General features: G+C 65.7%; 23 protein-coding genes. 10 read left to right on the forward strand and 13 right to left on the reverse strand.

From position 1 onward, the window contains the following. Positions 1-9: 9 nt before the first annotated feature. The 4 genes from AC1RDJ_RS21895 to AC1RDJ_RS21910 are packed head-to-tail and all read right to left on the reverse strand — an operon-like array spanning position 10 to position 7,038. Positions 10-1,158: a hypothetical protein gene (locus AC1RDJ_RS21895; protein ID WP_493028682.1), complete on the reverse strand. Its 1,149-nt coding sequence runs from the start codon at positions 1,156-1,158 to the stop codon at positions 10-12. A 2-nt stretch (positions 1,159-1,160) separates the two neighbouring features. Then, complete coding sequence (locus tag AC1RDJ_RS21900; RefSeq protein ID WP_493028683.1) at positions 1,161-2,171, reverse strand: PoNe immunity protein domain-containing protein; 1,011 nt, start codon at positions 2,169-2,171, stop codon at positions 1,161-1,163. 2 nt (positions 2,172-2,173) lie between these two features. Continuing rightward, positions 2,174-3,715, reverse strand: coding sequence for a hypothetical protein (locus AC1RDJ_RS21905; protein WP_493028684.1), 1,542 nt, complete (start codon positions 3,713-3,715; stop codon positions 2,174-2,176). Next, on the reverse strand, positions 3,712-7,038 hold the full coding sequence (locus AC1RDJ_RS21910) for a type VI secretion system Vgr family protein (protein ID WP_493028685.1): 3,327 nt from the start codon (positions 7,036-7,038) through the stop codon (positions 3,712-3,714). The genes AC1RDJ_RS21905 and AC1RDJ_RS21910 overlap by 4 nt, the downstream gene beginning before the upstream one ends. Positions 7,039-7,329: 291 nt before the next feature. Between AC1RDJ_RS21910 and AC1RDJ_RS21915 the strand changes: the two genes are divergently transcribed. The 7 genes from AC1RDJ_RS21915 to AC1RDJ_RS21945 all read left to right on the forward strand — a co-directional run bounded on the left by AC1RDJ_RS21915 (position 7,330) and on the right by AC1RDJ_RS21945 (position 12,589). Continuing rightward, positions 7,330-7,932, forward strand: a complete 603-nt coding sequence (locus AC1RDJ_RS21915; protein ID WP_493028686.1) for a hypothetical protein — start codon at positions 7,330-7,332, stop codon at positions 7,930-7,932. A 129-nt stretch (positions 7,933-8,061) separates the two neighbouring features. After that, the gene (locus AC1RDJ_RS21920; RefSeq protein WP_493028687.1) at positions 8,062-8,772 is read left to right on the forward strand and encodes a DUF2325 domain-containing protein; all 711 of its coding nucleotides are present in this window, start codon (positions 8,062-8,064) and stop codon (positions 8,770-8,772) included. 74 nt (positions 8,773-8,846) lie between these two features. Beyond that, complete coding sequence (locus AC1RDJ_RS21925; RefSeq protein ID WP_493028688.1) at positions 8,847-9,674, forward strand: prolipoprotein diacylglyceryl transferase family protein; 828 nt, start codon at positions 8,847-8,849, stop codon at positions 9,672-9,674. 117 nt (positions 9,675-9,791) lie between these two features. Beyond that, a complete protein-coding gene (locus AC1RDJ_RS21930; RefSeq protein WP_071324348.1) occupies positions 9,792-10,067 on the forward strand; it encodes a metal/formaldehyde-sensitive transcriptional repressor in 276 nt (91 codons plus the stop codon). A 19-nt stretch (positions 10,068-10,086) separates the two neighbouring features. After that, positions 10,087-11,055: a CDF family Co(II)/Ni(II) efflux transporter DmeF gene (dmeF, locus tag AC1RDJ_RS21935; RefSeq protein WP_493028689.1), complete on the forward strand. Its 969-nt coding sequence runs from the start codon at positions 10,087-10,089 to the stop codon at positions 11,053-11,055. A gap of 92 nt (positions 11,056-11,147) precedes the next feature. Beyond that, positions 11,148-11,489: a zinc ribbon domain-containing protein YjdM gene (locus tag AC1RDJ_RS21940; RefSeq protein ID WP_493028690.1), complete on the forward strand. Its 342-nt coding sequence runs from the start codon at positions 11,148-11,150 to the stop codon at positions 11,487-11,489. Positions 11,490-11,554: 65 nt separating this feature from the next. Then, the gene (locus AC1RDJ_RS21945; protein WP_493028691.1) at positions 11,555-12,589 is read left to right on the forward strand and encodes an RNA methyltransferase; all 1,035 of its coding nucleotides are present in this window, start codon (positions 11,555-11,557) and stop codon (positions 12,587-12,589) included. 89 nt (positions 12,590-12,678) lie between these two features. Here the strand turns inward: AC1RDJ_RS21945 and AC1RDJ_RS21950 are convergent, their stop codons facing one another. Both AC1RDJ_RS21950 and AC1RDJ_RS21955 read right to left on the reverse strand, forming a co-directional pair. After that, on the reverse strand, positions 12,679-13,083 hold the full coding sequence (locus AC1RDJ_RS21950) for a hypothetical protein (protein WP_071324345.1): 405 nt from the start codon (positions 13,081-13,083) through the stop codon (positions 12,679-12,681). 111 nt (positions 13,084-13,194) lie between these two features. After that, positions 13,195-13,422: a hypothetical protein gene (locus AC1RDJ_RS21955; RefSeq protein ID WP_070218305.1), complete on the reverse strand. Its 228-nt coding sequence runs from the start codon at positions 13,420-13,422 to the stop codon at positions 13,195-13,197. A 128-nt stretch (positions 13,423-13,550) separates the two neighbouring features. Between AC1RDJ_RS21955 and AC1RDJ_RS21960 the strand changes: the two genes are divergently transcribed. Then, positions 13,551-14,228 carry a phosphoribosylanthranilate isomerase gene (locus AC1RDJ_RS21960; RefSeq protein WP_493028692.1) on the forward strand — a complete coding sequence of 226 codons (678 nt, stop codon included), beginning with the start codon at positions 13,551-13,553 and terminating at the stop codon, positions 14,226-14,228. Here AC1RDJ_RS21960 and AC1RDJ_RS21965 read toward each other — a convergent pair. The 7 genes from AC1RDJ_RS21965 to AC1RDJ_RS21995 all read right to left on the reverse strand — a co-directional run bounded on the left by AC1RDJ_RS21965 (position 14,225) and on the right by AC1RDJ_RS21995 (position 23,242). Further along, the gene (locus AC1RDJ_RS21965) at positions 14,225-15,133 is read right to left on the reverse strand and encodes a LysR family transcriptional regulator (protein ID WP_493028693.1); all 909 of its coding nucleotides are present in this window, start codon (positions 15,131-15,133) and stop codon (positions 14,225-14,227) included. The two genes, AC1RDJ_RS21960 and AC1RDJ_RS21965, sit on opposite strands and share 4 nt — an antisense overlap. 198 nt (positions 15,134-15,331) lie before the next feature. Next, positions 15,332-15,820, reverse strand: a complete 489-nt coding sequence (locus AC1RDJ_RS21970; RefSeq protein ID WP_493028694.1) for a 4'-phosphopantetheinyl transferase family protein — start codon at positions 15,818-15,820, stop codon at positions 15,332-15,334. 38 nt (positions 15,821-15,858) lie between these two features. Then, positions 15,859-19,914 carry a Pls/PosA family non-ribosomal peptide synthetase gene (locus AC1RDJ_RS21975; RefSeq protein WP_493028695.1) on the reverse strand — a complete coding sequence of 1,352 codons (4,056 nt, stop codon included), beginning with the start codon at positions 19,912-19,914 and terminating at the stop codon, positions 15,859-15,861. A 148-nt stretch (positions 19,915-20,062) separates the two neighbouring features. Next, on the reverse strand, positions 20,063-20,770 hold the full coding sequence (locus AC1RDJ_RS21980; RefSeq protein WP_493028784.1) for an anaerobic ribonucleoside-triphosphate reductase activating protein: 708 nt from the start codon (positions 20,768-20,770) through the stop codon (positions 20,063-20,065). Then, positions 20,760-20,960 carry an anaerobic ribonucleoside-triphosphate reductase gene (gene nrdD, locus AC1RDJ_RS21985; RefSeq protein ID WP_071324339.1) on the reverse strand — a complete coding sequence of 67 codons (201 nt, stop codon included), beginning with the start codon at positions 20,958-20,960 and terminating at the stop codon, positions 20,760-20,762. Before nrdD ends, AC1RDJ_RS21980 begins: the two co-directional genes overlap by 11 nt. Next, positions 20,957-22,708 (reverse strand): ribonucleoside triphosphate reductase, encoded by a 1,752-nt coding sequence (locus AC1RDJ_RS21990; protein WP_493028696.1) that lies wholly within the window; start codon positions 22,706-22,708, stop codon positions 20,957-20,959. The genes nrdD and AC1RDJ_RS21990 overlap by 4 nt, the downstream gene beginning before the upstream one ends. A 123-nt stretch (positions 22,709-22,831) precedes the next feature. Continuing rightward, positions 22,832-23,242: a hypothetical protein gene (locus tag AC1RDJ_RS21995; RefSeq protein WP_156894884.1), complete on the reverse strand. Its 411-nt coding sequence runs from the start codon at positions 23,240-23,242 to the stop codon at positions 22,832-22,834. 162 nt (positions 23,243-23,404) lie between these two features. Here AC1RDJ_RS21995 and ubiU point away from each other — a divergent pair, with 162 nt between their 5' ends. Together ubiU and ubiV are read left to right on the forward strand one after the other, a co-directional pair. Then, on the forward strand, positions 23,405-24,442 hold the full coding sequence (ubiU, locus tag AC1RDJ_RS22000) for a ubiquinone anaerobic biosynthesis protein UbiU (RefSeq protein WP_493028697.1): 1,038 nt from the start codon (positions 23,405-23,407) through the stop codon (positions 24,440-24,442). Positions 24,443-24,451: 9 nt separating this feature from the next. Continuing rightward, on the forward strand, positions 24,452-25,348 hold the full coding sequence (gene ubiV / locus AC1RDJ_RS22005) for a ubiquinone anaerobic biosynthesis protein UbiV (RefSeq protein ID WP_493028698.1): 897 nt from the start codon (positions 24,452-24,454) through the stop codon (positions 25,346-25,348). The last annotated feature ends 7 nt before the right edge of the window (positions 25,349-25,355 follow it).

Consider the following 25,355-nt stretch of genomic DNA (forward strand, 5'->3'; position numbering starts at 1 on the left):
GTCTTGCCGCTATCGGGCGCGGGACGCCGCGGTGGCTTGCTGGTCGCACTCGCGCACGGCCGCTTTGCATGCGGAAAACGCCTGCAGATAGGTCACGGTGGCTTGCCGCTCTTCGACCAGTTCTGCCACCCGCTGTGTGAGCTGCTGCGGTGTCGACGAGGGCAGTTTCTCCAGTTTCTTGCTGATGTCTTTGAGAAAACGTTGCTGACGCGCCAGCTCCGCCGCCAGCACGGCCTTGTGCTCGGCAGCGGGCAGGGCCGGATACGGCCTGCCATTGCCGGCCTTGACGCTGCCATCCGAGGTCATCGACAGCGATTCGTGCGGGGCGCGAAATTCCAGCGCCAGCTTGCCATCGGCTTGCACGACGACCAGCAGCTCGTCGGTAGCATTGCCGGCCGGCAGCGCCAGCGTGCGCGTTTCCCGCTTGCCGTCCGGCAGCCAGCGGTATTCGATGTTGACCTGCAGGGGCTGCTGCGATGCGGCCGGCAGGTAGAAACAGCAATTGGCGGCGCTGCTCATGTAGGGATTCAGCGGATCCGTATCGACGGCATTCGCGGGATTGCCGGCGTCGCTGACGCCGACCTGGATGGGACGCGCGCTGTAGTTCAAGGTGCTGACCGATATCTTCGCTTCATCGGCCCCGGGCCGGTAGTCGTGCTGGCCGCGCTCGCCGCGTTCGGCATGGCCTGCCAGCAGCGGCCGGCGCTGCATGGACTGGATGCCGATGGCAAAGATATGGCTCAGGTAGCCGGTTTCCGAGCGGCCGTCGCGCGAATAGCTGTCGCCGGGCGTGTGGTAGAGGTAGCCGATGTCGGCGATCGCCAGGGCGTGCACCTTGCTGTCCTGGGGAAATAATGCTTGCTCCAGATAGCGATCCCTGGCGCCCATGACCTTGGCGGAAAGGACGCCGGCCCACGCCCGTTCCCCCGCGAAGCGGGGAAAGACGTTGAATTCGCCGTGGATGAACGGTTCGACCTTCAGCACATCCCGGGTCATGCCCGTGACGGGATCGATGACGGAATAAATCCCCGGGAAGGGCGTGTCGGCGGCATGCGAAGGCGGCGCCACGGCGAAGAACAGGCAGCCAGCCCCGGCGATGGCCGCCATGACGGCGGTTTTGCTTTGCCTGCTGCTTCCAGTAGCGGTAAAGGCGGGCATGCTCAGTTCTCCAGATAGCGCCAGACGGTCAATCCATATCCGGAACCAAGGTCGAGCATGGGCTGCTCCCGCTCGTACGACATGGCGCGCGCGGGAATATCGAGCGATTCCCACGTTCCCGCCTTGGGACAGGGATCGCCGGCCTTGGCGCGCAATTCGTTTGCCGGCACAGGGCCGCTGCCGGCCGGCGCATAGTCCATGCGTGCCTGCCGGAAGAAGGCCGTCAGGTCTGCCGGATAGAATTTGGCATCGCGATAGCTGCTGTCGTCGATATCGAGCAGGCAAGTAATGGCCGCCGCTTCCCATGACCAGTAGCCTGAAAAGGAGGTGTCGCGCTCGTGGCTGCCATAGTAGGGCTCGCGACGGCTGGCGTAATACCATTCGTCCAGGTAGTCCTGCATCAACGCCGGGCGATCATTTTTTTCTGCGGCGAATATCTTGAGCGTCTTGAAGTAGGGCAGGTGGCGCGTGCATTCCGGCCAGGCGGTATCCCGGCCGGCGATGGAAAATGCCAGCAGGCGTTCGACCAGCCCATCTTTTTCATGGTTGTTGAAATCGATGACTGGCGCCAGGCGGGGTAGCAAATTGCCCCAACCCAGGAGTATGCCCAGGCAGATCATCCGGTTGACCTGTTCGTACGCGACGTCGGGCAGGGCGAAGTGGGGAAATCCCTGTTCCGCGGCGCTTGCCTGCACGTCGAAAGCCTTGTCATATTTGGCATACGCTTCCCAGTATTCCAGTATCGTGGGATACAGCGCGCGCAGATCGGCCGTGGCATGGCCGGCGCTGTATGCGAGGGAGAGCTGGTCGATGCCGTCCCAGGCCCGCTCGCGCGTCGCCGTCATGAAATTTTCGGGGGGAATATTCTGCAGTACTTCCGCCGGCTGTTGCAAACCTGCCTGCACCATGTCGAAACCCTCGTCCTGGCTGGTTTTGCTTTCAACATAAATGGCGTATGACAACAGCAATTCTCTGCGGGATGCGAGAAAAGTCTTTTCATCCAGTGTCTGCATGCTTATTTCCTTAATATGTTGTCTGGAATATCCAGCATCAATTGGATTTCATGATTGCTTCCCTTCGACTGCCGATGCTTGTTCAACTGACGACCGGTGACCAGCGAGATCCAGCGCAGATACGGGGGCTTGGCGTCAGGGTTGAGGAGCTGGCCTGTGGCGTATTTTTTCATCAAGGGCTTGATGGTGAGTCCGGTAGCCGTCAGTTTTTCCTGCTGGAGCGAGCGGGCTATCCATGCGTGGCTCATTTGCGTGGGCAGCTTCGTTTCCTTATTTTCCCTGTTCAAGCCTTTTCTCAGTTCTTTTTCATCCGCTTCCTTGTTTCCCATTCTGGCGCTTTGATTTGCATGGGCATCGCGGTCCGCGTTATCGAAAATATTCGGTTTGTTATTGTTTGGCGTGGGATTCGCCGCTTCGTCCGCCCTCAGGGAACTGAATTTTTCCTGCAGATCGGCGGGCAGCGCCGCCATCAGGCGAAAGGAGTCGAAGATGCTCGACTTGGTTTCACCGACAATGAAAGGCTGGCTAAGGCCGGCGCCCTTGAACCACAGGTGATCGAGTCCGGTGTGCGGCACGCTATGCTCTTCCGTCAGCTTGCCGGCATTGTTTGCCTTCTTGAACAGCGCATGTCTTTTCTTCACGAAGTAATCGGTGATGTGCTCGGCCGGCACGCCGGTGCGCCATTTCTGTTTTTTCTTTTCGCCTTTTTTCTTGGTATTGACCTTGCTGGAATTCGGCTTGGCCTGATTTCCTGTGACATCCTTGTTCTTTTTCGCGGCGAGCCTCTTTTCGGCCTTGCTGGCGGCCTTTGCTTCCTTGCCGGCGATATCCTTCCCCACCTCCCGTGCTTCATGCTGCACGGTCTTTCCCGTGGCGTTGCCGACGGCGGCCGTGTTATGCGGCAAGTCATGGCCCATCATCTTGCCGTGCAGTTTTTTCAGTTCGGCGAAGGCGTCCTCGATCATTTTCGGACCGCGTTTCTGGATTGCCTGCATTTCCTGGATCAACAGCTTGACTTCCGACTTTCCCGCCACGGCTTTGACGACCCAGCTGTCAATGCCGTCGATGAAGGTGTCGATCACGCCCTTGAAGAGTCCCTTGCTTTCATGCGCCAGCACGTTCCAGTCGATCTTGCGCATGAATTTTTCGACGTTGCCGCGCAGCTTGGGCGAGACGGCTTCCAGCACGCGGCCGAAATTGTGCCCCTTGTTCATCAGCTTGAAACCGACCTTGAGCGTATCGCCCACGGCCGGTACGCAACCGACCAGGGTGATGGCCAGTTCCACCCAGGCGCCGATGGCGGACGGTGATTTGCTGATGACGATGATGCCAAGGATCAGGTCGCGCGCATCCATGGCCTGTCCCACGCCAGGGACGACACCGAGTATGCCGGTGATGATGATGTGCGCGGGAGAGGAACCGGAGCCGGTGACGAGGTCGCTCAGCCAGGTACCGATGCCGTCATCGGCTTGCCTGAGCGCGCGGCTGGCTGGCGAGGCGCCACGGATGGTGCTGGCCGGGACGGCTGGCGTGAGGCCGCTCATGACTCGCCGTCTTGCTGATCGTGCAAGTCGCGGTAGCTTTTGCTTGCGGCCTTGTCCGCACTGCTGTCTTCGTCCTTGTAGCGATAATCGTCGTAGTGAAAATCGTATTCCAGGGTGCTGGCGGTGGCGCCTGCAGGAAAGTCATCCGCCATGTCGTCTAGCTCATCCGGAAAGAAATTGTCTTTGTAATAGGCTGCCTCCTGTGCCAGGTAACGTTCGAGGACCGATTGCGCCTCGTCGTCACTTTTCGGCTTGCTGCCAGCCAGCTGGTTCGGTTTCTGCTTGTGGCGTGGAACCGCTTCCCTTTCGTCTTCGCCGTAGATCACGACGGCATTGCGATCAGGCAGGTTTTCCAGGCGGGCAAAGCCGTTGGCATCGAGCTTGCCTTCAAGGCGGGTGCCGTTGTCGAACAGCAAGACGTACGGCGCCCCCACCATGGGCTGTAAATCATCCCAGCGATAATTCAATTCCATGAAATTGCTTGCATCCCCAGCCTGCGGTAACAACGGTAATTTTGGGGTGCTGCTGGCCGGCCCCGTCAATTCCTTCATGCTGGCCTTGAAGTCGATTTTTCCGGGGCCGTGCAGCATGATGTTGCCGCCTTCGAGGCGGATGTAGGCGCCCTGGGCCGTCATCAGCACGTGCTGCTGGGCCGCCACGCCGACGCTCTTGGCCGTGCTGGTGACGGTGACGGCCTTGTCCGCCGTGAGCCGCGTTTCGTCGGCCTGGCTCTGGCTGCTGACCTTGCCGCTGGCCGCATGCAGGCGAATGCCGGTTTCCTGGTTCGGCTTGTCATTGTTGCTGGCCTTGCCGTAGGTAAACAGGCTGATGCCTTTCCCCAGCGCATACATGCTGTTGCCCTGCGCGGCGAAGTTGATGTCGGCGCCGGCCGTCACGCTGGCGCTGCCGCCCGCGGTGAGCACGGCAGTGGCGGGCGTGGTGGCGGCGATGCCCGACGGGCTGGACAATTGCAGATGCGCTTCGCTGTAAGCGCTGGCGTGGCCCTGGCCGCCCGCTGCCTGCTGGCCCTGTCCTGGGTCCGCCGCCTGGCCGGCGGCCGTTGCGCCCAGGACGGTCATGCTGTGTTCCATTTGCACGATGGCGGGCAAGGTGGCCGCCTCCGGCGCCGTGTCCGGCTGCGTCTGCGCCGCCGTTGCTGGCGGGCCGGCGTCCTCCGGGATGGCGAGCTGGAGTGCCTGATGCTTGTGCGCCTGCTCGGCCAGCGAGGTTTGTAATTGCAGGCTTTGCCGGACTTGCTCCAGCGCTTCCTGCGCATCCATCTGGCTGCCGGCGCCGCCATCGCGGCCATGCGCCGACAGCAGCAGGCCCGCTCCCGCGCGCAGAGCGGCGCTGTGTTCCGTTTTCAGCTCGGCGCCGAAACCGGCCGGCGCCAGCCGCTGGTTATCGCTCTGGTGGCGCAAATGGCCCAGGTTCAGCTCGGCCGTGCCCGCGTGCACGCCCGCATGGCGCTGCAGGGCGACGCGGGCCTGGCCCGGGCTGTCGTCGAACACCAGCTGGCTGTAGGCACCGGCGCCGCCCTGGCTCGCCTGCATCGCCTGGGTCTTGATGCCAGACAGCGCGGCAGGGTGGGCGTGGGCGCCGGTCTGGCCGGGAAACCAGGCCGGTGCATTGCCCGTCGCCGCGCCCGTGCCTTGGCTGACCTGGTTGCTTTGCGCATCGGCCTGGCCACGGCCGTTGTACAGCGTGCCGATCACGACGGGGCGGTCGATATTGCCCTCCAGGAAGTCGACCAGTACTTCCTGGCCCACGCGGGGCAGGGCATTGCTGCCCCAGTTGGCCCCGGCGACGGGCGCCAGCGGCGTTGCCACCCGCACCCAGGTGCCGGCGCTGTCGTCGCCGGGCGCGCCCGCATGGCCATCGGCGGCAGGATGGGCCAGCCGGCTGTGGCTTTGCGCGCCGCGCTGCCAGTGGAACTGCACCTTGATGCGGTGGTCGCGGTCCGTATGCAGCTGCGCGCCGGCCGGCCCCACGACGATGGCCGTCTGCTGGCCGAAGACGGTGGGGCGCGGATGCAGCAAGTGGCCGTGGCTGTCGGCGCGGCTGCTGCGGTACGGTATCTTGCTGCGGATGGCGTCGATACGGTTGCGATAGGGCGCGCGCTCGGCGATCGACTTGCCTGCCGCCAGCAGGCTGTCCGTTTCCGCATCGCCGGTCAGCATGTCCAGCAAGCCCTGGCCAAAGCGCTGCAGCAGGCCGCCGCCCAGTTCCGCGTCCAGATTGTTGTGCATCAGGTGCACGGTGCGCACGACGAGGAAGCTGCGTTCGTCGTCATTGGCCGCCGCATCGGTCTGCGCCTGGCCGGTGAGCGCGAAGGTGGTGCCTGGCGCCAGGGTGCGCACGGTGCCGGCGCCGACAAAGACTTCCTTGCCCGCCGTCAGCGCCTGCAGCTGCTGCTCGGCGATGCGCTGGCCCTGCTCGCGCGAGGCATAGGCATAGGCGCCGGGCGCGTCGCGGCTGACCAGCGGCATGCCGTCGGCGGCGGCGCCGCCAGCGCTGACGGGACGCTCGCCGCGCGTGCGGTAATCCCAGCTCGACAGCTCGATGCCGTTGGTTTGCTGGCGCACATGCATGCGCCAGCGGTCGATGCTGTCCTGCGGCATGACGGCGCCGGGCTGGGTGTAGGCGATGCTGGCCTGGGCATTCGGCTTGAAGCTGCCGTTATGGTCGGCGATCACGATGGTGTGGCTGCCCAGGCTGGCGCTGCCCGCGTCGCCCAGGTGCTCGACATGGTAAAACAGGCCTTCCTCGCTCATCAGCCGTTCCGCGAAGGCCCAGTCGCTTTCCTGGTACTGCGTGCAGATGCTGCGCTTCGGATAGCGCGTGCGGTCGAGCAGCTCGAAGCGCCAGGCCGGCGCCAGCATGCCCTGGCCCTGGTAGCGCTGGAACAGGACCTCGAGGATGTCGGGCACCGCCATGTCCTGGAAGATGCGGCTGTCGCGGCCGTGTGCGAGAAAGGCGCTCCACGGCTCCATCGTCAGCTTGTAGCGGGCAAAGCCGCCGTTCGCGCCGGCCAGTTCGACGGCGGTGACGTGGCCGTGGAACGGGCGCCAGCCGCCATCGGCCATGAGCAATTCCAGCAGGACGGGCTGGCCGATCAGCGACTTGAGCGGAATGGCCGCGTCGAGCGAGAGGGCGGTGATATGGAACACGCATCCCTGGCTCAAGCCTTCCTCGCCACGCACGGATTCGGCCAGCAGCTTGTCCGGGCCCAGCGGCGTGCTCAGCTTCAGCAGGCGCGTGGCCTGGCTGACGCCGTTGGCGACGGGTGACGGCGACGCGCTTGCTTGGACCAATTCGGACATTGAAGGGAACTCCGTGTGGCGAAATGAGCGTACTTGCAATTAATTCAATGACTTGCTTATAAGATTACACCTTAGAAATAGCGATTTCACAAGCGCGATTCAATTGAATCGCGCGCCAGGGGCTGTCTTGCGCAGGCCGTGCGGGCGATTTTGTCTCCGTCAGGTAGAGTGCCGTTCTTGCCAATTCCACCATCAATAAAAAATTGTGCAAAATATTATGTAGAAGCAACATGATGGCGGGCCGGGCCTGTTTCCGGCCGTCATTGCCGTGCCACGTGAACCGGAGAAAGTATGAATACGATGAAATGCGCCGCCGCCGCGCTGTGTGCCAGCCTGTCGCCCGCCATGGCGGCGTCCGCCCCCGTCGCACCGCCGTTCCTCGATGTGCTCGCCTATCAATATGCCAATTGCGTCCGGCCCGCCTATCACCAGGCCGACCTGCGGGTGCAGGATGGGGCGGGGCGCTACCGGATCGAGGTCAAGGGCGAGGCGTACACGGTCGAACTGCAGGAACGCATGGGCTTTTCGCTGCAGGCGGGCATCGGCGGGCCGGTGGCGGCCGTGGTCAAGCTCGACCGGCCGCCGGCGGGGCAATTCGAGGAACAGGCGCGCTGGCGTGAGCGCTGGCTGCGCGATGTGGCCGAACGCAGCGGCGTGGTCCTCGAAGAGCGGGCGCTGGCCGGCGGCGCGCGCCTGCTGGCCGTGAACAAGGGCGAGATCAAGGGAAATTATGTGGGCCAGTCCCTGCTGATCGATCCGCAACGGCTGTTGTTCATCGATATCGCGTGGCCGAATGCCCTGGACACGTATCGCGGCGCGGACGGCTTGCGGCACGTGCGGCAGGTGCAGGATGACGTCTGGCAGCACATGCTGTCCTGTTCGCCCGCTGCCTGACGCCGGCGGCGCTCGCATATCCCTACTGCGCACACGTGCATGCGCAAATAATAATGATTCTCATTTATAATGCGGCTCAATGGGGTGGCGATGGGCCGGCGCAATGGCGCCACGCGTGTGAAGGAGGGCATGATGGGCAGTTTGTACGGTAACGAGGATTTGATTGCGCACGAACATCGCGTGCTGATGGGCGAATATGGACGGGCGCAGGCCCGTTGCAGTGCGCAATTGGCCGGGCAGGCGGCGCGCATTGCGCAGCTGGAAGCGGAATTGATGCGCGCGCGGGCACAGGTCGTCATCCGCGACACGAAGCTGGCGCTGGCGCGCGAGGAACTGGCCGAGCTGGCTGCCGCCGCGCCGGGTTTGCCGACGCGCGCGCGGCTGGCGCGCAAGGTCGAATGGCTCAGCGAGCGGGTGCAGGACCTGATGCGCGAATTGCTGCGCCTGCAGTGGGTGCCTGCGCCCTCGGCCGTGCCCCGTGCCGCGCTGCAAGTGGACCTGCTGGCGGGCGTGCGCGAAAAGGCCGTGCTGTATGTGGGTAACTATTTGCACCCGGAAGCGGGCCAGGATGCGGATGGCGCCAACGTGGCGCAGCAAGCCATCGAGCAGGCCGGCGGACGCTTCCTGCATCACGCGGGCGGCGACGATGGCGCAGACGATGCGGCGGCGCTGGAAGCGGGCCTGGTGGCGGCCGACCTGGTGATTTGCCAGACGGGTTGCGTCAGCCATGACGCCTATTGGCGCGTGCACGACCACTGCAAGCGCACGGGCAAGCAGTGCGTGCTGGTGGACCAGCCGCAAGCCATGCACTTCGTGCGCAAGGAAGCGCTGGCCACCTGATTTCGCGCCGCTTAACGCCTGCTTAATCCGCATGGGGCAGAATGGTCGTCCATTCGACGAGATAGAGAGCGCCCATGCTGTCCCTGCAAATCGGCCCCCTGGCCCTGCCCACAGGCCTGGTCCTGCTGATCGTTTCGCTGTGCGTGGCCTACGGCGTGGCGCATTGGCTGCAACGCCGGCGCCAGATGCCCGATGCCGGCCCCCTCGTGTCCGACATGCTGATCGCCGGGCTGCTGGCGGCGCGGCTGGCCTTCGTGCTGCGCTGGCATGAACAGTACCTGGCGGCGCCCTGGTCCATCATCAATATCCGCGATGGCGGTTTCCTGGCACCGGCCGGCATCGCCTGCGCGCTGCTGGTGGCCGCGTGGCGCTGCCGGCGTCCCGCCATGGCGGCCGCGCGCCGTCCGCTGGCGCTCAGCGTGGCGTCGGGCGCGCTGGCCTGGGGCGTGCTGAGTGCGGGCCTGGGGCTGGCATATGACAAGCCGACGGCCCTGCCGGCCGTGGCGCTGCAGACTGTCGACGGCGCGCCGACGACCCTGGCGGCGCTGGCCGGCGGCAAGCCCATGGTGGTCAACCTGTGGGCCAGCTGGTGCCCGCCGTGCCGGCGCGAGATGCCCGTGCTGGCCGCCGCGCAGAAGGCGCATGCCGGTATCGTCTTCGTGTATGCGAACCAGCGCGAGGACGCCGCCCCCGTCCACGCCTTCCTTGCGCCGGGCGGCCTGGCGCTGCGCAATGTGGTGCTCGACAGCGAGGCGGCGCTGGGCAAGGCGGCCGGTTCCTCGGCCCTGCCCACCACCCTGTTCTACGACGCGCAAGGGCGATTGGTCGATACGCACCTGGGCGAATTGTCCGATGCGTCGCTGGCCAGCAAGCTGCAAAAGATCGCCGATCCTGCCTCATAAAACGTCGTCGCCATGCAGCCGCCCGTCCGCCAGGATGCGCGGCTTTTTTTGCGCCTTGCCGCGGCCGTGGCGGTTTCTGATAGTATACCCCCCTATAGTATTTATCGAGACGAAATCATGGGACACACATCGCACAACAAGACCAGGCTGCTCAATCGCGTGAAGCGCATCCGCGGCCAGGTGGAAGGCCTGGAGCGGGGCCTGGAAGAGGGGCGCGACTGCGGCGAGGTGCTGCAGCTGATCGCCGCCGTGCGCGGCGCCGTGAATGGCCTGATGGCGGAAGTCATCGAGGAGCACCTGCGCGAGCACGTGGCCAGCCCGGACATCGGCAGCGACGAGCGGGCCAGGGGCGCCGACGATATCGCGGGCATTTTGCGCACCTACCTCAAATGACACGGCAAGGAAGAACGGCATGAAACAGCAAAACATGGCGGAAGACCTCTCCGCCTGGCAGCACGAGCATGTGTTTGACGGCGCCAATGGCAAGGCGGAAAGCCGCGCGCGCCTCGTCATGTGGATCACCCTGGCCACCATGGCGCTGGAAATCGCCGCCGGCTGGTGGTACAACTCCATGGCCTTGCTGGCCGATGGCTGGCATATGAGTTCGCACTCGCTGGCCATCGGCCTGGCCGCGTTTGCGTATGCGGCGGCGCGCCGCTATGCGCGCGATCCCCGCTTTGCCTTCGGCACGTGGAAGATCGAAGTGCTGGCCGGCTACACGAGCGCCATCCTGCTGCTGGGCGTGGCCGTGCTGATGCTGGCCGCTTCCGTCGAGCGCCTGTTCTCGCCGCAGGCCATCCACTATCCCGAGGCGATGGCGGTGGCCGCCTTTGGCTTGCTGGTGAACCTGGCGTGCGCGCTGATCCTCGGCGGCCACCATGACCACGGCCACCACCATGGGCATGAGCATCACGAGCATCACGAGCACAACGGCCACCACCATGGCGAAGACCTGAACATGAAGGCCGCGTATGTCCACGTGCTGGCCGACGCCGCCACGTCCGTGCTGGCCATCGTCGCGCTGGCGGGCGCCTGGCTGTACGGCTGGCGCTGGCTCGATCCCGTGATGGGCATCGTCGGCGCCGTGCTGGTGGCGCTGTGGGCGAAAAAGCTGATGCAGGAGACGGGCAAGGTCTTGCTGGACCGCGAAATGGACCACCCCGTGGTGCAGGAAATCCGCGAGGCGGTGGAGGTGGACAGCGCCGGCGACACGCCGCGCATCGTCGACCTCCACGTCTGGCGCGTGGGCAAGCAACTGTATTCGTGCGCCTTGTCCGTCGTCAGCCGCGATCCGGCCTTGACGGCCGCCGAGCTGCGCGCGCGCATCGGCGTCCACGAGGAAATCGTCCACAGCACCATCGAAATTGTGCGCCGTACTTGATAATGATGGCTAAAAAAGCACGCTGATGCGGGGCGTAGGCAGTATACTGTCGGCTTTTACAGCACAACGCTGTTCACCAGACAGAGAGAAGTATGAGCACATTACCACCATGCCCGCAATGCAAATCCGAATTCACGTACGAAGATGGCAGCCAGTTGATCTGCCCTGAATGCGCGCATGAATGGTCGGCCACGGCTGGCGATGCGGTGGAAGAGGGCGCCAAGGTGTACCGCGACGCGGCCGGCAATATCCTGCAGGACGGCGACACGGTCAGCGTCATCAAGGACTTGAAGCTGAAGGGCGGCGGCGGCGTCGTCAAGATGGGCACCAAGGTCAAGAACATCCGCCTGGTCGATGCCGACCATGACATCGACTGCAAGATCGGCGGCTTCGGCTCGATGAGCCTGAAGACGGAATTCGTCAAAAAAGTCTAACGCTTTTACCCGTAATACGGCGCGCCGGGCTTCATTCCTGCGCGCCGTTTTCTTATTCAGACGCCATGCAAATCGACCACCTCCGCCAGCGCCTGCGCGCGCTCGGCGCCAAGCCCCTGCACGAACAGCGCGTGCTGCGCGACTGGATACAGGCGCAGCCGCATGATCAGGGCCGGCGCCGCGCCGAGGATTTCCTGCCGCTGCCCGTGCGGCTGGCCTTGCCTGCGCTGGACCTCGAATTGCAGGGCATGCTCAAGCTGCTCAGCACCCATCCGGGCGCGGACGGCTCGGCGCGCCTGCTGGTGGGACTGCATGATGGCCAGACGGTGGAAAGCGTGCTGCTGCCGCGCGACGGCCTGTGCGTCTCCAGCCAGGTCGGCTGCGCCGTCGGCTGCCAGTTCTGCATGACGGGCCGCGATGGCCTGATCCGCCAGGTGACGAGCGGCGAGATCGTCGCGCAGGTGGTGCTGGCGCGCACGCTGCGCCCCGTGAAGAAGGTCGTCTTCATGGGCATGGGCGAACCGGCGCATAACCTGAATAATGTGATGGAAGCGATCGAGTTGCTGGGCACCGAGGGTAATATCGGCCACAAGAACCTCGTGTTTTCCACCGTGGGCGACCCGCGCGCCTTCGAGCGCCTGCCGCAGGGACGGGTGAAGCCCGCGCTGGCGCTGTCGCTGCACACGACCAAACAGGACTTGCGCGAGCAGCTGCTGCCGCGCGCGCCCAGGCTGTCTCCGCGCGAACTGGTGGACTTCGGCGAGTCGTATGCGCGCCTGACCGGCTATCCGGTGCAATATCAATGGACCCTGATGGAAGGCGTCAACGATGGCGACGACGAGATGGATGGCATCGTCGACCTGCTGAAGGGGAAATATGCGGTGCTGAACATGATCCCGTATAACACCATCGACGACTTGCCGTTCCGGCGCCCCAGCTGGGACAAGGCGCGGGCCATCGCCGCCGCATTGCACGAGCGGGGCGTGCTGACCAAATTGCGCGATTCGGCGGGGCAGGACGTGGAAGGGGGCTGCGGGCAGCTACGCGCGCGCGAGGCGAAAGGCAAGGTCATTCCCATCCGTGCCGGCGTGACGGCGTAGGTCGGATTAGCGGAGCGTAATCCGACATTCGCACATACGCCAACAATGGTGTCGGATTACGCGGTGCCCGCTAATCCGACCTGCCCGGTTCACACCCCGCCGAGCAGATCGTTTTCATTCAGGATCGCAAACGCGATCTCGGGATGCGCGGCCAGGCAGCGCCGCACGGCGGCGGGGATGGCGGCGCGCGTCTTGCGGCACAGGCCCGGACGCTCGAGCAGGCGGATCTGGAAGCCGCGCACGGTGCGCACTTCGCCGCCGCCCGGCGCAATCTGCAGTTCCACTCCCAGGTTGGCCTGCAGGCGCTGCTGCAGCTGTTTCAGCTGCGCATACGTGGCAATGCCGTCGATATGCGCGAGCAGGCGCTTTTCTTCCGTCAGGTTCAGGCGCAGGATGGTGACATCCGCCTGCGGATCGGCGAGCAGCCGCTCGCGCTCGCAGTCGCACAGCTGCGGCGGGCACTCCTTGCGGACTTCAAAATCGACGATGCGCATGCGGGCGTTCCAGTGGCGTTCTATTGGCGATCCGGGATGAATCAAGTATCGGCCGGCGCCCGGCGCCTGTCAATCTGCGCCGCACAATCCACGCACAATCGCGCGCCGCCGTCAGCGGGGGCTGACGATCAGGCGCCAGCGGATCGCGCCCTGCTCGCTGCTGTGCTGGTGGTGGTTTTGCGGCGGCATGACGTGGCCTTCCGTCGAGACGATTTCATGCGCGCAGCCGTCGCAGCGGTAAATGCCCGAATACGGCACGGCTTCGCCGGGCGACGTCAGTTCGTCGAAGCGCGGATGCATGGAGCGGGCCACGTAGCTGGGATTCTTGTAGTCGGCCATGGGTTCCTCTGGAAGTGTGCGATGGCCCCATTCTGGCACACAATTGCATGCGCGCTTGACCGCGTGCCTTGGCGCGCGCACTCTCCCTATGTTGTAATGTTGATCATTCATACTGACGACCCAAGACCATGAGAACCCGCATCAAGATCTGCTGCATCGCTTCCATCGACGAGGCGCAACTGGCGATTGCGGCCGGCGCCGACGCGCTGGGGCTGGTGGGCGCCATGCCGTCCGGCCCCGGCCCGATCCCCGACGCGCGCATTGCGCAGATCGCCGCGTGGACGCCGCCGCCCGTGTCCACCTTCCTGCTGACATCCGAAACGACGGCGCAGGCCATCGCCGGGCACGTGCGCGCCACGCAGCCGACCACCGTGCAGATCGTCGGCCATGTCGACCCGGGCGAGGTGGCCGAACTGGCGCGCCTGCTGCCCCACGTGCGGCGCGTGCAGGTGATCCACGTGGAGGGAGACGAGGCGCTGGAGCTGATTCCCGCCTACGCGCCCCATGTGCATGCGTTTTTGCTCGACTCGGGCCGCCCCGGCGCGCCTGTCCCGGAACTGGGCGGCACGGGCCGCACGCACGACTGGGGCATCAGCGCGCGCTTCGTGCGCGCCAGCCCGCGTCCCGTCTTCCTGGCTGGCGGCCTCGATGCGGCCAATGTGACGGACGCGCTGCGCCAGGTGCGCCCGTACGGCATCGACCTGTGCTCGCGCGTGCGCACCGACGGCAAGCTCGATGTCATGAAACTGGCCTTGCTGATGGCGGCCGTGCGCGAGGCCGATGCGGCGCTGTACGCGGAAGGTTAATCCGCCGCCTGCAGCCCGTTCATCTCGCGCACGAACGCTTCCGTGAACGCGGCCACCATGCCGCTGGCCGCGCGCGGCGAGATCAGGCCGACGACGGAATGCGACTCGTCGTCGGGCAGGGCGATAAAACGCACGCCGGGCGGCGCCACCAGGCGCATGCTGTCGGGGACGATGGCGATGCCCATGTTGGCTTCGATCAGGTTCAGCTGCGACGTCTTGCGCGACAGGGCGCGCGCCGCCTTCGGAAAGAAACCCTGCGCCAGGCACAGGCCCGCCACCAGGTAGCTGAGGCCGCCGCGTTCCTTGTGCGGGATCGAGACGAACGCTTCGTCGCGCAGGGCGGCAATGGTTGTGCTCTGCAGCACCGCCAGCGGCGACGCCGCCGACACGGCCACCACCAGCTTTTCCGCGTACAGGTCACGCACGACGATGTTGGCGTGCTTGCGCAGGGTGGGCAGGCGCACGAGGCCCAGGTCGGCACGGCCTTCCTCGATGTCGGCCGCCTGGTTTTCCGACGAGCCTTTCGAGATATCGAGCGAGACGCCGGGAAACTGCGCCAGCAGCCGGTTCAGCACGGCGCCGATGGCGGGCGTGAGCGTGACCGAGCTTGAATGCAGCAGGCGGATGATGCCTTGCGCCCCTTGTCCCACGTGGCGCGTCTGGCGCACGGTTTCCTCGATATCTTCGAGGATGCGCCTGGCGCGTTCATAAAATACCTGGCCGGCCGGCGTGAGCTCGATATGGCGCGCGTCGCGCGTGAGCAGCAGCGCCTGCACCTCGTTTTCCAGCTCCTTGATTTGCCGGCTCAGGGCCGACTGGGCGATATACAGCTTTTCCGCCGCGCGCGAGTAGCTGCCCGCATCGACAATCTCGACAAAGTACTTGAACTGTTTGAGGGAAATCAATCGTATGCCTTTTCGAGATCGTTGACTGCCTGATTTGATATTAGCCTGGGTCCCGCAAGCACGCTACAGTGGACTGGTCTGCTGTCACTGCAAAGGAAAGACCATGCTGGAATTGATCGGGCTACTGGGGCTGCTCGTCAGTATTATCGTAAAACTGATTTTCGTCCAGGTCGGCGGGGCGGCCGAGGGCAAGGAAGATTAGTATGCCAGGGTCGCCACATGCGGTGCCGGCAACGTCAGCGCCTGCAGGCGGCAAGCTGGCGCGGCCGCGCTCCACTCCGCCAGCGGCAAGCCCGCGCACTTGAGCGTTGCCTCGCGCGCCGTCCAGGCCTGCGCCAGCCGCAGCGGGCGCTGCGCGGCGGGGCAGGCGGCCAGTTCCCGCGTCACCAGCGGCCCCAGGTAGTCGCGTGCCAGATTCGCCCAGTCGGGAATGTCCTGCACGCGCATGACGTCGATGCCGACGGCGCCATGCAGGCCGATGGCGGCCAGCGAGATGCCCTCGTCATGGCTGAACGACAGGCCCGCAGTTCGGCCGGCCAGCAGCAAACGGGGAGGGCTGCCTGGCGTCGATTCCAGCGCGATGGCGGCGATGTCCAGCTTCAGCCACCGCGCCACGGCCTCGCGCACGGCTAGCCGCAACCGCCGTCGTGCCTCGGGGCGCGAGGTCGGGGCAGGGATGCCGATCACCAGCAATCCATCCCCGGACCAGTACTGCGTCGCCTCCATCACGTCCGCAGCGGCGCGGCCGGGCAGCCGGCCCAGTTGCTGCCGGCGGGGATGTGTTCGCCCTTCATCACCAGGGTCAGCGGGCCCAGGCGCGCATTGTCGCCCACCCTGGCGCTGTACAGCACGGAGCTGCGCGGGCCCATGTAGACGCGCTTGCCGATCTCCACGTGGTCGATCTTCATCACGCGGTCTTCGAACAGATGCGTCTGGGGACAGGTGAGGGCGTTCAATTCGCTGTAGTCGCCGATGTGCACGCAATCGAATTCCGTGATGTCGGTGGTATCCATGTAGACGCCGCGGCCGATCTTGCAGCCGAACAGGCGGAAGGCCAGCGGCAGCCACGGCGTGCCGCGCAGGTAGCGCATGAAGTTGGGCACGGCGATGCCTTCGTACAGATTCGTCACGCCTTCCGATACCCACACGAACGGCGTCCACATGGGCGCCGCGTGCTTGCGGTAGCGCCCCAGCAGCAGCCACTTGAACAGCAGGACGACGACGAAATTGCCGATGCCGTAGGCGATGCCGGCAATCGCCAGGTCGCCCACCACTTCGCCCCAGCGTCCGGCGCCGGCGATCGGCATCACGTCGAGCACCAGCGTGTAGCCGACGGCGATCACCACCGCGTGCGGCGCGACGATGCGGAACGCTTCGATCAGGCTGCGGCCCAGGCGGCGCAGGATGGATGGCTTGAAGGTCAGGTGCTCGGCAAAGCCGCTGACCTGTTCGCGCGCCGGCAGGTGCATGGGCGGAGAACCGAGCCAGGTGTCGCCGCTGTGCATCTGTTCGTTGCGCGGCGCGTGCGTGTGCACGCCGATCAGCACGTGCTCGGGCAGGACGGTGCCGTCCGGGATGTAGCTGCCGTTGCCGACGAAGCTGCGGTGCGAGATGACGGTGGGGCGCATGGTCATCCAGCCGCCGTCGATCTGTTCGTCGCCGAGCATGACGGCGTCGGCGATGAAGGTGTCGTCGCCCAGGGTCAGCATGTCGGGCACCACGCCCAGCGCCGTGGAAATCTCGGCACCCTTGCCCACCTTGGCGCCCAGCAGCCGGTACCAGTACGGCGCGTACACGGTGGCGTAAATGCCGTGCAGCACGTTCAGGCTCGATTCCTGGATGTGGCTGACGAGCCACTTGGCGCAATAGATATTGCTGTGCACAGGCGAGCTGCCCGGTTTCAGGCGCGGCAGCGCGCCCCAGCGGATGGCCGCCGACAGCAGTGCCGTCAGCACGATCAGCACGGCGCTGGCGGGGAAGGCCAGCACAAAGTAGCGGGCCAGCTGCGTCGTCACGTCGCGGCCCTGCAGCCACGGCATCATTTCGCGTTCGTCGAACCAGTCGATCAGCACGAAGCTGGGGAAGACGGGCATGAAGAACAGCACGGCGATGAGCACCATGCCGTAGCAGAAGAACACGGTTTCGCCCATCAGGCGCAGGCGCGAGACGGCAGGACGCGGCGGCTGGCTGGCCGGGTCGTAGGGGCCGATGTCGCGCGCGGGCGAACCGGTCCAGATGCGGCCCGCCGGCACGGCCACGCCGTCTGCCAGTGCCGACTGCCCTTCCAGATGGGCGAAGGCAGCCATGCTGGTATTGCCTTCCATGATCGCGTAGGAGCTGATGCAGCAATCGTCGGCGATGCGGATCTGGCCCAGCAGCAGCCGACCCCGTTCGACCCGGGCGTTTTCGAAGTTGACGGCATTACCCACGCTGACGTTGTCGCCGATGTCCAGCAAATCGGGCGCGCGCAGGGTCATCGAGCCGATGACGACTTCCTTGCCCACTTTCGCGCCCAGCGCGCGCAGCCACCAGCTGTTCAGCGACGAGCCGCTGAGCAGGTAGGTGGGCGCCGATTCGACCAGGCGGTCGGCCAGCCACCAGCGGTAATACGTGACGCCCCACAGCGGATAGCTGCCCGCTTTCAGGCGTCCGGCGATCAGCCACTTGCCGCCGATGGCGATGGCAAATTCGGCCAGTGTCGCCAGCAGGAAGACGCCGATCGAGGCGGCGACGGCGCGCGGCACCGTGTCGCCCGCGTCGCCCGTGAAGAAGTGGTAGGTGAAGAAGGGCGCCAGCCATTGCGCCATGCGCAGGGTCACCAGGCCCGGCACGGCCGCCGCCTGCGCCGCGCCGCAGATCCAGCGTTTCCACGTCGAGGGCGGCGTCCACTCGGCTTCCGGCGTGGCCAGTGCGGGCGCTTCATTGAGCACGGCGGCGATCTTGCCGATCTGGCGGTTCTGGTAAATGTCGCGCACCGTCATGTGCGCGTAGGCCGGATTGGCGCGCAGGCTGGACGCCAGGCGCGCGGCCAGGAACGAGTGGCCACCGAGGTCGCTGAAGAAATCGAGCTGGCGCAGTATCGCCTGGCCAGGGAACAGCTGCGCCAGCGCCGCGAACAGGGCTGTCTCGGCCGGCGTTTCCGGCACGTCCGATGCACCGGCTTCGCCCGGCGGCGGGGCGGACAAAGGCATGGCTTTCAACGCTTTGCGGTCGATCTTGCCGGAAGTGAGGCGCGGCATCAGCGGCAGCAGTTCGAAGCGGCCCGGCACCATGTACGGCGGCAGGTGCAGGTTCAAGGCCGCGCGCAGGGTTTTCGCCGCCAGCGCGTCTTCCTGCGCATCGTCGCTGCCGACGATGTAGGCCACCAGCTGGTCGATGCCGTCGTCCTTGCGCAGCAACACGGCCACCGTGCCCACGCCGGGCTGCTGCGCCAGCACGGCTTCGATCTCGCCCAGCTCGACGCGAAAACCGCGGATCTTCACCTGGTCGTCGGCGCGGCCCAGGCACAGCACCTGGCCGTCAGGATCGATGCGCGCCAGGTCGCCCGTGCGGTACAGGCGCGCATCGTCGGGACAGGTGCTCCACGGATTGGGCAGGAATTTTTCCAGCGTCAGGTCGGGCCGGCCCAGGTAACCCTCGGCCAGGCCGGGGCCGATGATGCACAGCTCTCCCGTCTCGCCGCGTGGCAGCAGGGCCACTGGACGGTTTTCTCCCGGCTCGGCCACCTGCAGCACCAGCAAGCCGTAATTGGGCAGCGGCGTGCCGATGGTGACGGGCTCTCCCGGCCGCAGGCGGGCCAGGCTGCACGACACGGTGGCCTCGGTGGGGCCATAGGTGTTGAACATGGCGCGGCCCGGGCGCGACCAGCGCTCGACCAGCGATTCCGGGCACATTTCGCCGCCCAGGTTGATCAGGCGCAGGCTCGGCACGTCCTCCGCGAACAGGGCCAGCAGGGTCGGCACGGCATGCAGCACGGTGACGTGGTTGGCCGCCAGCGCGCGCGGCAGCGCTTCCGGGTCGCCCGAGATGTCCTTGGGGCCCAGCCACAGGGTGGCGCCCACCAGGTAGGCAATCCAGATTTCCTCGAACGACATGTCGAAGGCCACGGAAAAGCCCTGGTAGACGGTGTCGTCCTGCCGCACTTCGAGCACGGCGTTTTCGCTGCGCAGGAAGTGGCAGATGCTGCGCTGGCTGATCAGGATGCCCTTCGGCTTGCCCGTGGAACCGGACGTGTAGATCACATACGCGGGGTGGTCGGGCTGCACGGCGCCGCGCGCGGGCAGGCGTTCTCCCGGCGTGGCGGGCGCCAGCAGGCTTTCCGCCGTCCATACGGGGCGTTGGACTCCGGCAGCTTCCAGGCGCGGCGCAAATTGCGCGCAGCTGACGACGCCGGCCCCATTGGCGTCGTCGAGGCACACTTGCAGGCGCTCGACGGGCGTGTCTTCGTCGACGGGCAGCCAGGCGGCGCCCGCCTTGGCGATGGCCGCCTGCATCAGCAGCAGGTGGGCGCCGCGCGGCAGCCACAGCCCCACGATATCGCCGGGCTGGACGCCGGCCGCCACCAGGCGCGCCGCCGCCAGGCCGGCCTGGGCATCGAGTTCCGCATAGGTGATGCGGCGCGCGCCGTCGATCAGTGCGACTTGCTGCGGGCAGCGGCGCGCCGTCGCTTCCAGCAGGTCGGCCAGCACTTCCTCGCGCAGCAAATCCGGTCGCGGCGGACCGTACAGGATGTCGGCGTGGGTGGAGGGGGTGCCTGGGCTGGCTGCGGTGAAATCGTTCATGGATGACGCTTATCTGTAGTGCTGTGTGATGGATCAGACGGGCCGCGCGTGGTGCGCGGCGCAGTTGATACATTACAGCAAGCAGGGCATTTCAGCGTTGCAGAACGGGGAATTTTGTGGGGCTTTCAGCAATTATGTGGCTGCAGGCTCAATTGCCATGGTTACGGAATGTAAAACGGGGAAACATGGCGCCCAGTTGCGCCAGGGTCTGCGCCGCCGGATAGCCGTGCAGGGGGCGGCCGGCCAGCGCCGCATCGAGGCAGCCGTCGGCGCGGAACTGCTGCAGCACGTAGTTGCTGACGCCTTTGCCGGCCAGGGTGGCGGCCAGGGCCAGCAGCTGTTCATCGGGCAGCAGGTCCGGGTGGGCCGTGGTGCGGCATTCGTAGGCGACGCCGCTGGCCAGGATGGCGTCCAGGCAGGCGCGCGCCGGATCGCCGCTGCCGGCGACGCGGGTCACATGACGATAGTCGGCAAACGGCGCCTTGATGTCGAAGCCCACCCAGTCGAGCAGGGGCAGCACCTCGGTCAGGCGCTGCGGATAGATGCAGGCCGTATGCAGGCCGATGCCGAAGCCCAGCGCCTTGACCTCGACGATGGCGCGTCCCAGCGCCGGGTCCATGCAGGCCTCGCCGCCGCTGAAGACGACGGCGTCGACCAGGCCCACGCGGCGGCGCAGCCAGGTCAGGACGTCGCGCCAGGGCATCGCGCCGTCCGGCGTGCGCGCCTGCAGGTGCGGATTGTGGCAATAGCCGCAGCGCCACGGGCAGCCCTGCACGAAGACCACGGCCGCCAGCTTGCCCGGATAGTCGCTGGCGGAAAAGGGCGTCAGGCCGCCCACTTTCAGTTCAGCCGCCATGGCAGGCGGGCTGGCCAAGCCGGGCGCCCGTTTCCGTAAAGTACTGGCGCTCGTGGAATTCGCCCTGTTTGCCGATGTTGAACGAGGCAACGGGACGGTGATAGCCCATCACGCGGGTCCAGATTTCGCAGCGCTGGCGTTCGCTGTCGACGAGAGTGATGGCGGGAGTGAAGTCGGGACGTGCGTTCATGGCGTTTCCTCAAGAGATGCAACAGGGTGGGCCTGCTTGCGGGCGATGAGCTCCGCGTCGCAGGTGGGACAGAATTCGTGCTTGCCGGCCAGGTAGCCGTGGCGCGGGCAGATGGAAAACGTGGGCGTGACCGTGATGTAGGGCAGCGAGAAGCGGCTCAGGGCGCGCTTCACGAGTTCGCGGCAGGCGTTGGCGTCCGACAGCGCTTCCGTCATGTACAGGTGCAGCACCGTGCCCCCCGTATACTTGCGCTGCAGCGCATCCTGCAGTTCCAGCGCCTCGAACGGGTCGTCCGTATGGCCCACGGGCAGCTGCGAGGAATTCGTGTAGTAGGGGTTGTCCGGCGTGCCCGCCTGCAGGATGGCGGGGAAGCGCTTGCGGTCTTCGCGGGCGAAGCGGTAGGTCGTGCCCTCGGCCGGCGTCGCTTCCAGGTTGTACATATGCCCCGTCTCTTCCTGGAATGCCAGCATGCGGGCGCGCACGTGGTCGAGCAGGCGCACGGCCAGCGCATGGCCTTCGGGCGCCGTGATGTCATAGGCGTCGCCGCTGAAATTGCGGATCATCTCGTTGATGCCGTTCACGCCCAGCGTGGAAAAGTGGTTGCGCAGGGTGCCCAGGTAGCGTTTCGTGTAGGGGAACAGGCCTTGCTGCATCAGTTCCTCGATGGTGGTGCGCTTGATTTCCAGGCTGGTCTTGCCCAGTTCCAGCAGGCGGTCCAGGTCGGCCAGCAGCGCTTTCTCGTCGCCGCGCCACAAATGGCCCAGGCGCGCGCAGTTGACCGTCACCACGCCGAGGGATCCGGTCTGCTCGGCCGAACCGAACAGGCCGTTGCCGCGTTTCAGCAGTTCGCGCAAGTCCAGCTGCAATCGGCAGCACATGGAGCGGATCATGTTCGGCTTGAGTTCCGAATTGATGAAATTCTGGAAGTAGGGCAGGCCGTAGCGGGCCGTCATCTCGAACAGGCGTTCGGCGTTCTCGCTATGCCAGTCGAAGTCCTCGGTGATGTTGTAGGTCGGGATGGGGAACGTGAAGACGCGACCCTTGGCGTCGCCCGCCATCATGATCTCGATGTAGGCGCGGTTGATCATGTCCATCTCGGCCTGCAGCTCGCCATAGCAGAAGTCCATCTCCTGGCCGGCGATGACGGGGATCTGCTCGCGCAGGTCGTCCGGGCAGACCCAGTCGAAGGTGAGGTTGGTGAACGGCGTCTGCGTGCCCCAGCGCGATGGCACGTTGAGGTTGAAGATCAGCTCCTGCATGGACTGGCGCACGTCCTCGTAGCGCAGGCTGTCCTTGCGGATGAAGGGCGCCATGTAGGTGTCGAAGGAGCTGAACGCCTGCGCGCCGGCCCATTCGTTTTGCAGCGTGCCGAGGAAGTTGACGATCTGGCCGATGGCGCTCGACATATGCTTCGGCGGGCTCGATTCGATCTTGCCCGGCACGCCATTCAAGCCTTCGTGCAGCAGGGTGCGCAGCGACCAGCCGGCGCAATAGCCGGCCAGCATGTCGAGGTCGTGGATGTGCAGGGCCGCTTCGCGGTGCGCCGCACCCACAGCCGGCGGGTACACCTGGTCGAGCCAGTAGTTGGCGATGACCTTGCCCGAGACGTTGAGGATCAGGCCGCCCAGGGAATAACCCTGGTTGGCGTTGGCGTTCACGCGCCAGTCGCGCCGGTCCAGATATTCATTGACGGACGCGGCGACATCGACCTGGCCGGGGGCTGCTCTTGCTGGTGCTGTAGTTGACATGGAATCTCCAATAAACACAACATGCGGTGTTTTCATGGAGATTAATCACTAAATGTAGTGACGTCAAAGGGGGCGTACAGTTGCTTGCCAAATCCTTGACGCAGGTGAAAAAAGCGCCCCCGTTTACTTTTTCGCGCGCCCCTGGCGCAGGATGAAGCAGCTCAGGCCGAACCAGGCGGCGCCGCAGACGGCGATGCTGAGGAGGGAGGCGGGCAGCACGTGCGCCCAGATTTCCAGCGGCGAGAACGTGCTCCAGCTGGCGACGCGCAAGTCGAAGGTGACGTAGTTCGCCAGCAGCCAGTAGACGGCCAGCAGGCCCGTGCAGATGGCCGCCTGGCGCGGCACGGACATGGCGCGGCGCGCCAAGGCGGCCTGCAGGAACAGCAGCAGCACGCCCGGATACGCGCCCAGTACCTCGGGCGACAGGATGGACAGCGTCTCGGCGTCAAGGCCGTCGGCCGGCGCCGCCCACTGCACCTGCAGCACGGTGAGGAACAGGGTCAGCAGGAAGATCAGCAGCGGTTTGCGGGGCATGGCGGTCAGTGGAATCGGGTAATGGGACGGGCATTTTACAGCCAGGTCAAGCAATTCGCGCGCGTGCCGGCCATGCATGCATTCCTTCACCTGGGTCAAGGACTGGGCGCCATGGGCGGGGCTATAGTCTGCACCCTGAGCCGACACAGGAATGTGAATATCATGATGCTTGAAGCAACCACCGCCACCCGCGTGGCCGGACCGCTGGAACTGGTCTGTCCCGCCGGCAGCCTGCCCGCCCTGAAAGCGGCCGTCGACAATGGCGCCGACACCGTGTACCTGGGTTTTCGCGACGCCACCAACGCGCGCAATTTCGCCGGCCTCAATTTCGACGAGAAGGCCATCGCCGAGGGCGTGCGCTATGCGCACCAGTATGGACGCAAGGTCTTGCTGGCCTTGAATACCTATCCGCAGCCGCACAACTGGGCCGTATGGCGCAGCGCCATCGACCGCGCCGCGCAGGCCGGCATCGACGCCATGATCGTCGCCGATCCGGGCCTGATGGCGTATGCGGCCCAGCACCAGCCGCAGCTGCGCCTGCACCTGTCCGTGCAGGGGTCGGCCACCAATTACGAGGCCATCAATTTTTACCATGAACACTTCGGCATCGCCCGCGCCGTGCTGCCGCGCGTGCTGTCCATGGCGCAGGTCGAGCAATTGATCGCCAAGACGGATGTCGAGATCGAGGTCTTCGGCTTCGGCAGCCTGTGCGTGATGGTCGAGGGCCGCTGCGCGCTGTCCTCGTATGCGACGGGCGAGGCGCCGAATACCCACGGCGTGTGCTCGCCGGCCAAGGCCGTGCGCTGGCTGGAGACGCCGAACGGCCTGGAGTCGCGCCTGAACGGCGTGCTGATCGACCGTTACGCGCCGGGCGAGAACGCCAGCTACCCGACCCTGTGCAAGGGACGTTTCGAGGTCAACGACGAAGAGTATTACGCGATCGAGGAGCCGGCCAGCCTGAATACCCTGGCGCTGCTGCCGCAATTGATCGCCATGGGCGTGCGCGCCGTGAAGATCGAAGGGCGCCAGCGCAGCCCCGCCTACGTGGCGCAGGTGACGCGCGTGTGGCGCGAGGCGATCGACGCCTGCCGCGAAGGCAATGCGCGCTACGCCGTCAAGCCGGGCTGGATGGCGGCCATGGACAAGCTGGCCGAGGGCCAGCAGCACACGTTGGGCGCTTACCACCGCTCCTGGAAATAAAGGATGAACATGCTGAAACTCTCTTTGGGCCCCTTGCTGTACTACTGGCCGCGCGCCACCGTGTTCGAGTTTTACCAGCAGATCGCCGGCACCGCCGTCGATATCGTCTACCTGGGCGAAACCGTGTGCTCGCGCCGGCATGAACTGCGCCTGGCCGACTGGCTCGACATCGCCGACATGCTGGCCGCAGCCGGCAAGGAAGTGGTGCTGTCGACGCAGGCGCTGATCGAGGCGGGCGCCGAACTGGCGACCCTGCGCCGCATCACGGGCAATGGCCGCTATGCGGTCGAGGCGAACGACATGGGCGCCGTGCACTGCATGGCGAAGGGCGCGCCTTTCGTCGCCGGCCCGCACCTGAACCTGTTCAATGGTCCCAGCCTGCAATTGCTGGCGCGCCTGGGCGCCCGGCGCTGGGTGATGCCGCTGGAAATGGGCCAGGAAGCGCTGGCCGAGATGCAGCGCCAGAAACCGGAGGGGCTGGAAACGGAAGTCTTTGCCTATGGCCGCATGCCGCTGGCGTTTTCCGCGCGCTGCTTCACGGCGCGCAACCGCAACCTGCCGAAGGACGATTGCGGCTACAGCTGCCTGGAAGAGCCGGATGGCCTGCTGCTGCGCACGCGCGACGAAGTGCCGTTCCTCGTGCTCAACGGCACGCAGACGCAGTCGGCGCTGGTCTACAACCTGGTGCGCGAACTCGACGCCATGCACGCCATGGGCGTGTCCGTCGCGCGCCTCAGCCCGCAAGCCATGCACACGGATACAGTCATCGCCATTTTCGACCGCGCGCGGCGCGGCCAGGTCAGCGGCGTCGGTGCGCAGGCCCAGCTGGCGGCCTGCCAGCCGGCCGGCGCCTGCGACGGCTACTGGCATGGCCAGCCCGGCATGGAACAGCACGCCGCTCATTGAACGCATC

It is taken from the genome of Janthinobacterium sp. GW822-FHT07H10, assembly GCF_058798675.1.

What these genes read in the sequence shown, in the direction of transcription:
- AC1RDJ_RS21960 (WP_493028692.1), top strand. Translation starts at nt 13,551, where the DNA reads ATGAGAACCCGCATCAAGATCTGCTGCATCGCTTCCATCGACGAGGCG.
- AC1RDJ_RS21940 (WP_493028690.1), top strand. Translation starts at nt 11,148, where the DNA reads ATGAGCACATTACCACCATGCCCGCAATGCAAATCCGAATTCACGTAC.
- nrdD (WP_071324339.1), bottom strand. Translation starts at nt 20,960, where the DNA reads ATGAACGCACGTCCCGACTTCACTCCCGCCATCACTCTCGTCGACAGC.
- AC1RDJ_RS21915 (WP_493028686.1), top strand. Translation starts at nt 7,330, where the DNA reads ATGAATACGATGAAATGCGCCGCCGCCGCGCTGTGTGCCAGCCTGTCG.
- AC1RDJ_RS21975 (WP_493028695.1), bottom strand. Translation starts at nt 19,914, where the DNA reads ATGAACGATTTCACCGCAGCCAGCCCAGGCACCCCCTCCACCCACGCC.
- AC1RDJ_RS21990 (WP_493028696.1), bottom strand. Translation starts at nt 22,708, where the DNA reads ATGTCAACTACAGCACCAGCAAGAGCAGCCCCCGGCCAGGTCGATGTC.
- AC1RDJ_RS21930 (WP_071324348.1), top strand. Translation starts at nt 9,792, where the DNA reads ATGGGACACACATCGCACAACAAGACCAGGCTGCTCAATCGCGTGAAG.
- AC1RDJ_RS21900 (WP_493028683.1), bottom strand. Translation starts at nt 2,171, where the DNA reads ATGCAGACACTGGATGAAAAGACTTTTCTCGCATCCCGCAGAGAATTG.
- AC1RDJ_RS21920 (WP_493028687.1), top strand. Translation starts at nt 8,062, where the DNA reads ATGATGGGCAGTTTGTACGGTAACGAGGATTTGATTGCGCACGAACAT.
- AC1RDJ_RS21980 (WP_493028784.1), bottom strand. Translation starts at nt 20,770, where the DNA reads ATGGCGGCTGAACTGAAAGTGGGCGGCCTGACGCCCTTTTCCGCCAGC.
- AC1RDJ_RS21945 (WP_493028691.1), top strand. Translation starts at nt 11,555, where the DNA reads ATGCAAATCGACCACCTCCGCCAGCGCCTGCGCGCGCTCGGCGCCAAG.
- AC1RDJ_RS21895 (WP_493028682.1), bottom strand. Translation starts at nt 1,158, where the DNA reads ATGCCCGCCTTTACCGCTACTGGAAGCAGCAGGCAAAGCAAAACCGCC.
- AC1RDJ_RS21905 (WP_493028684.1), bottom strand. Translation starts at nt 3,715, where the DNA reads ATGAGCGGCCTCACGCCAGCCGTCCCGGCCAGCACCATCCGTGGCGCC.
- ubiV (WP_493028698.1), top strand. Translation starts at nt 24,452, where the DNA reads ATGCTGAAACTCTCTTTGGGCCCCTTGCTGTACTACTGGCCGCGCGCC.
- AC1RDJ_RS21910 (WP_493028685.1), bottom strand. Translation starts at nt 7,038, where the DNA reads ATGTCCGAATTGGTCCAAGCAAGCGCGTCGCCGTCACCCGTCGCCAAC.
- AC1RDJ_RS21995 (WP_156894884.1), bottom strand. Translation starts at nt 23,242, where the DNA reads ATGCCCCGCAAACCGCTGCTGATCTTCCTGCTGACCCTGTTCCTCACC.
- AC1RDJ_RS21950 (WP_071324345.1), bottom strand. Translation starts at nt 13,083, where the DNA reads ATGCGCATCGTCGATTTTGAAGTCCGCAAGGAGTGCCCGCCGCAGCTG.
- AC1RDJ_RS21925 (WP_493028688.1), top strand. Translation starts at nt 8,847, where the DNA reads ATGCTGTCCCTGCAAATCGGCCCCCTGGCCCTGCCCACAGGCCTGGTC.
- dmeF (WP_493028689.1), top strand. Translation starts at nt 10,087, where the DNA reads ATGAAACAGCAAAACATGGCGGAAGACCTCTCCGCCTGGCAGCACGAG.
- AC1RDJ_RS21955 (WP_070218305.1), bottom strand. Translation starts at nt 13,422, where the DNA reads ATGGCCGACTACAAGAATCCCAGCTACGTGGCCCGCTCCATGCATCCG.
- ubiU (WP_493028697.1), top strand. Translation starts at nt 23,405, where the DNA reads ATGATGCTTGAAGCAACCACCGCCACCCGCGTGGCCGGACCGCTGGAA.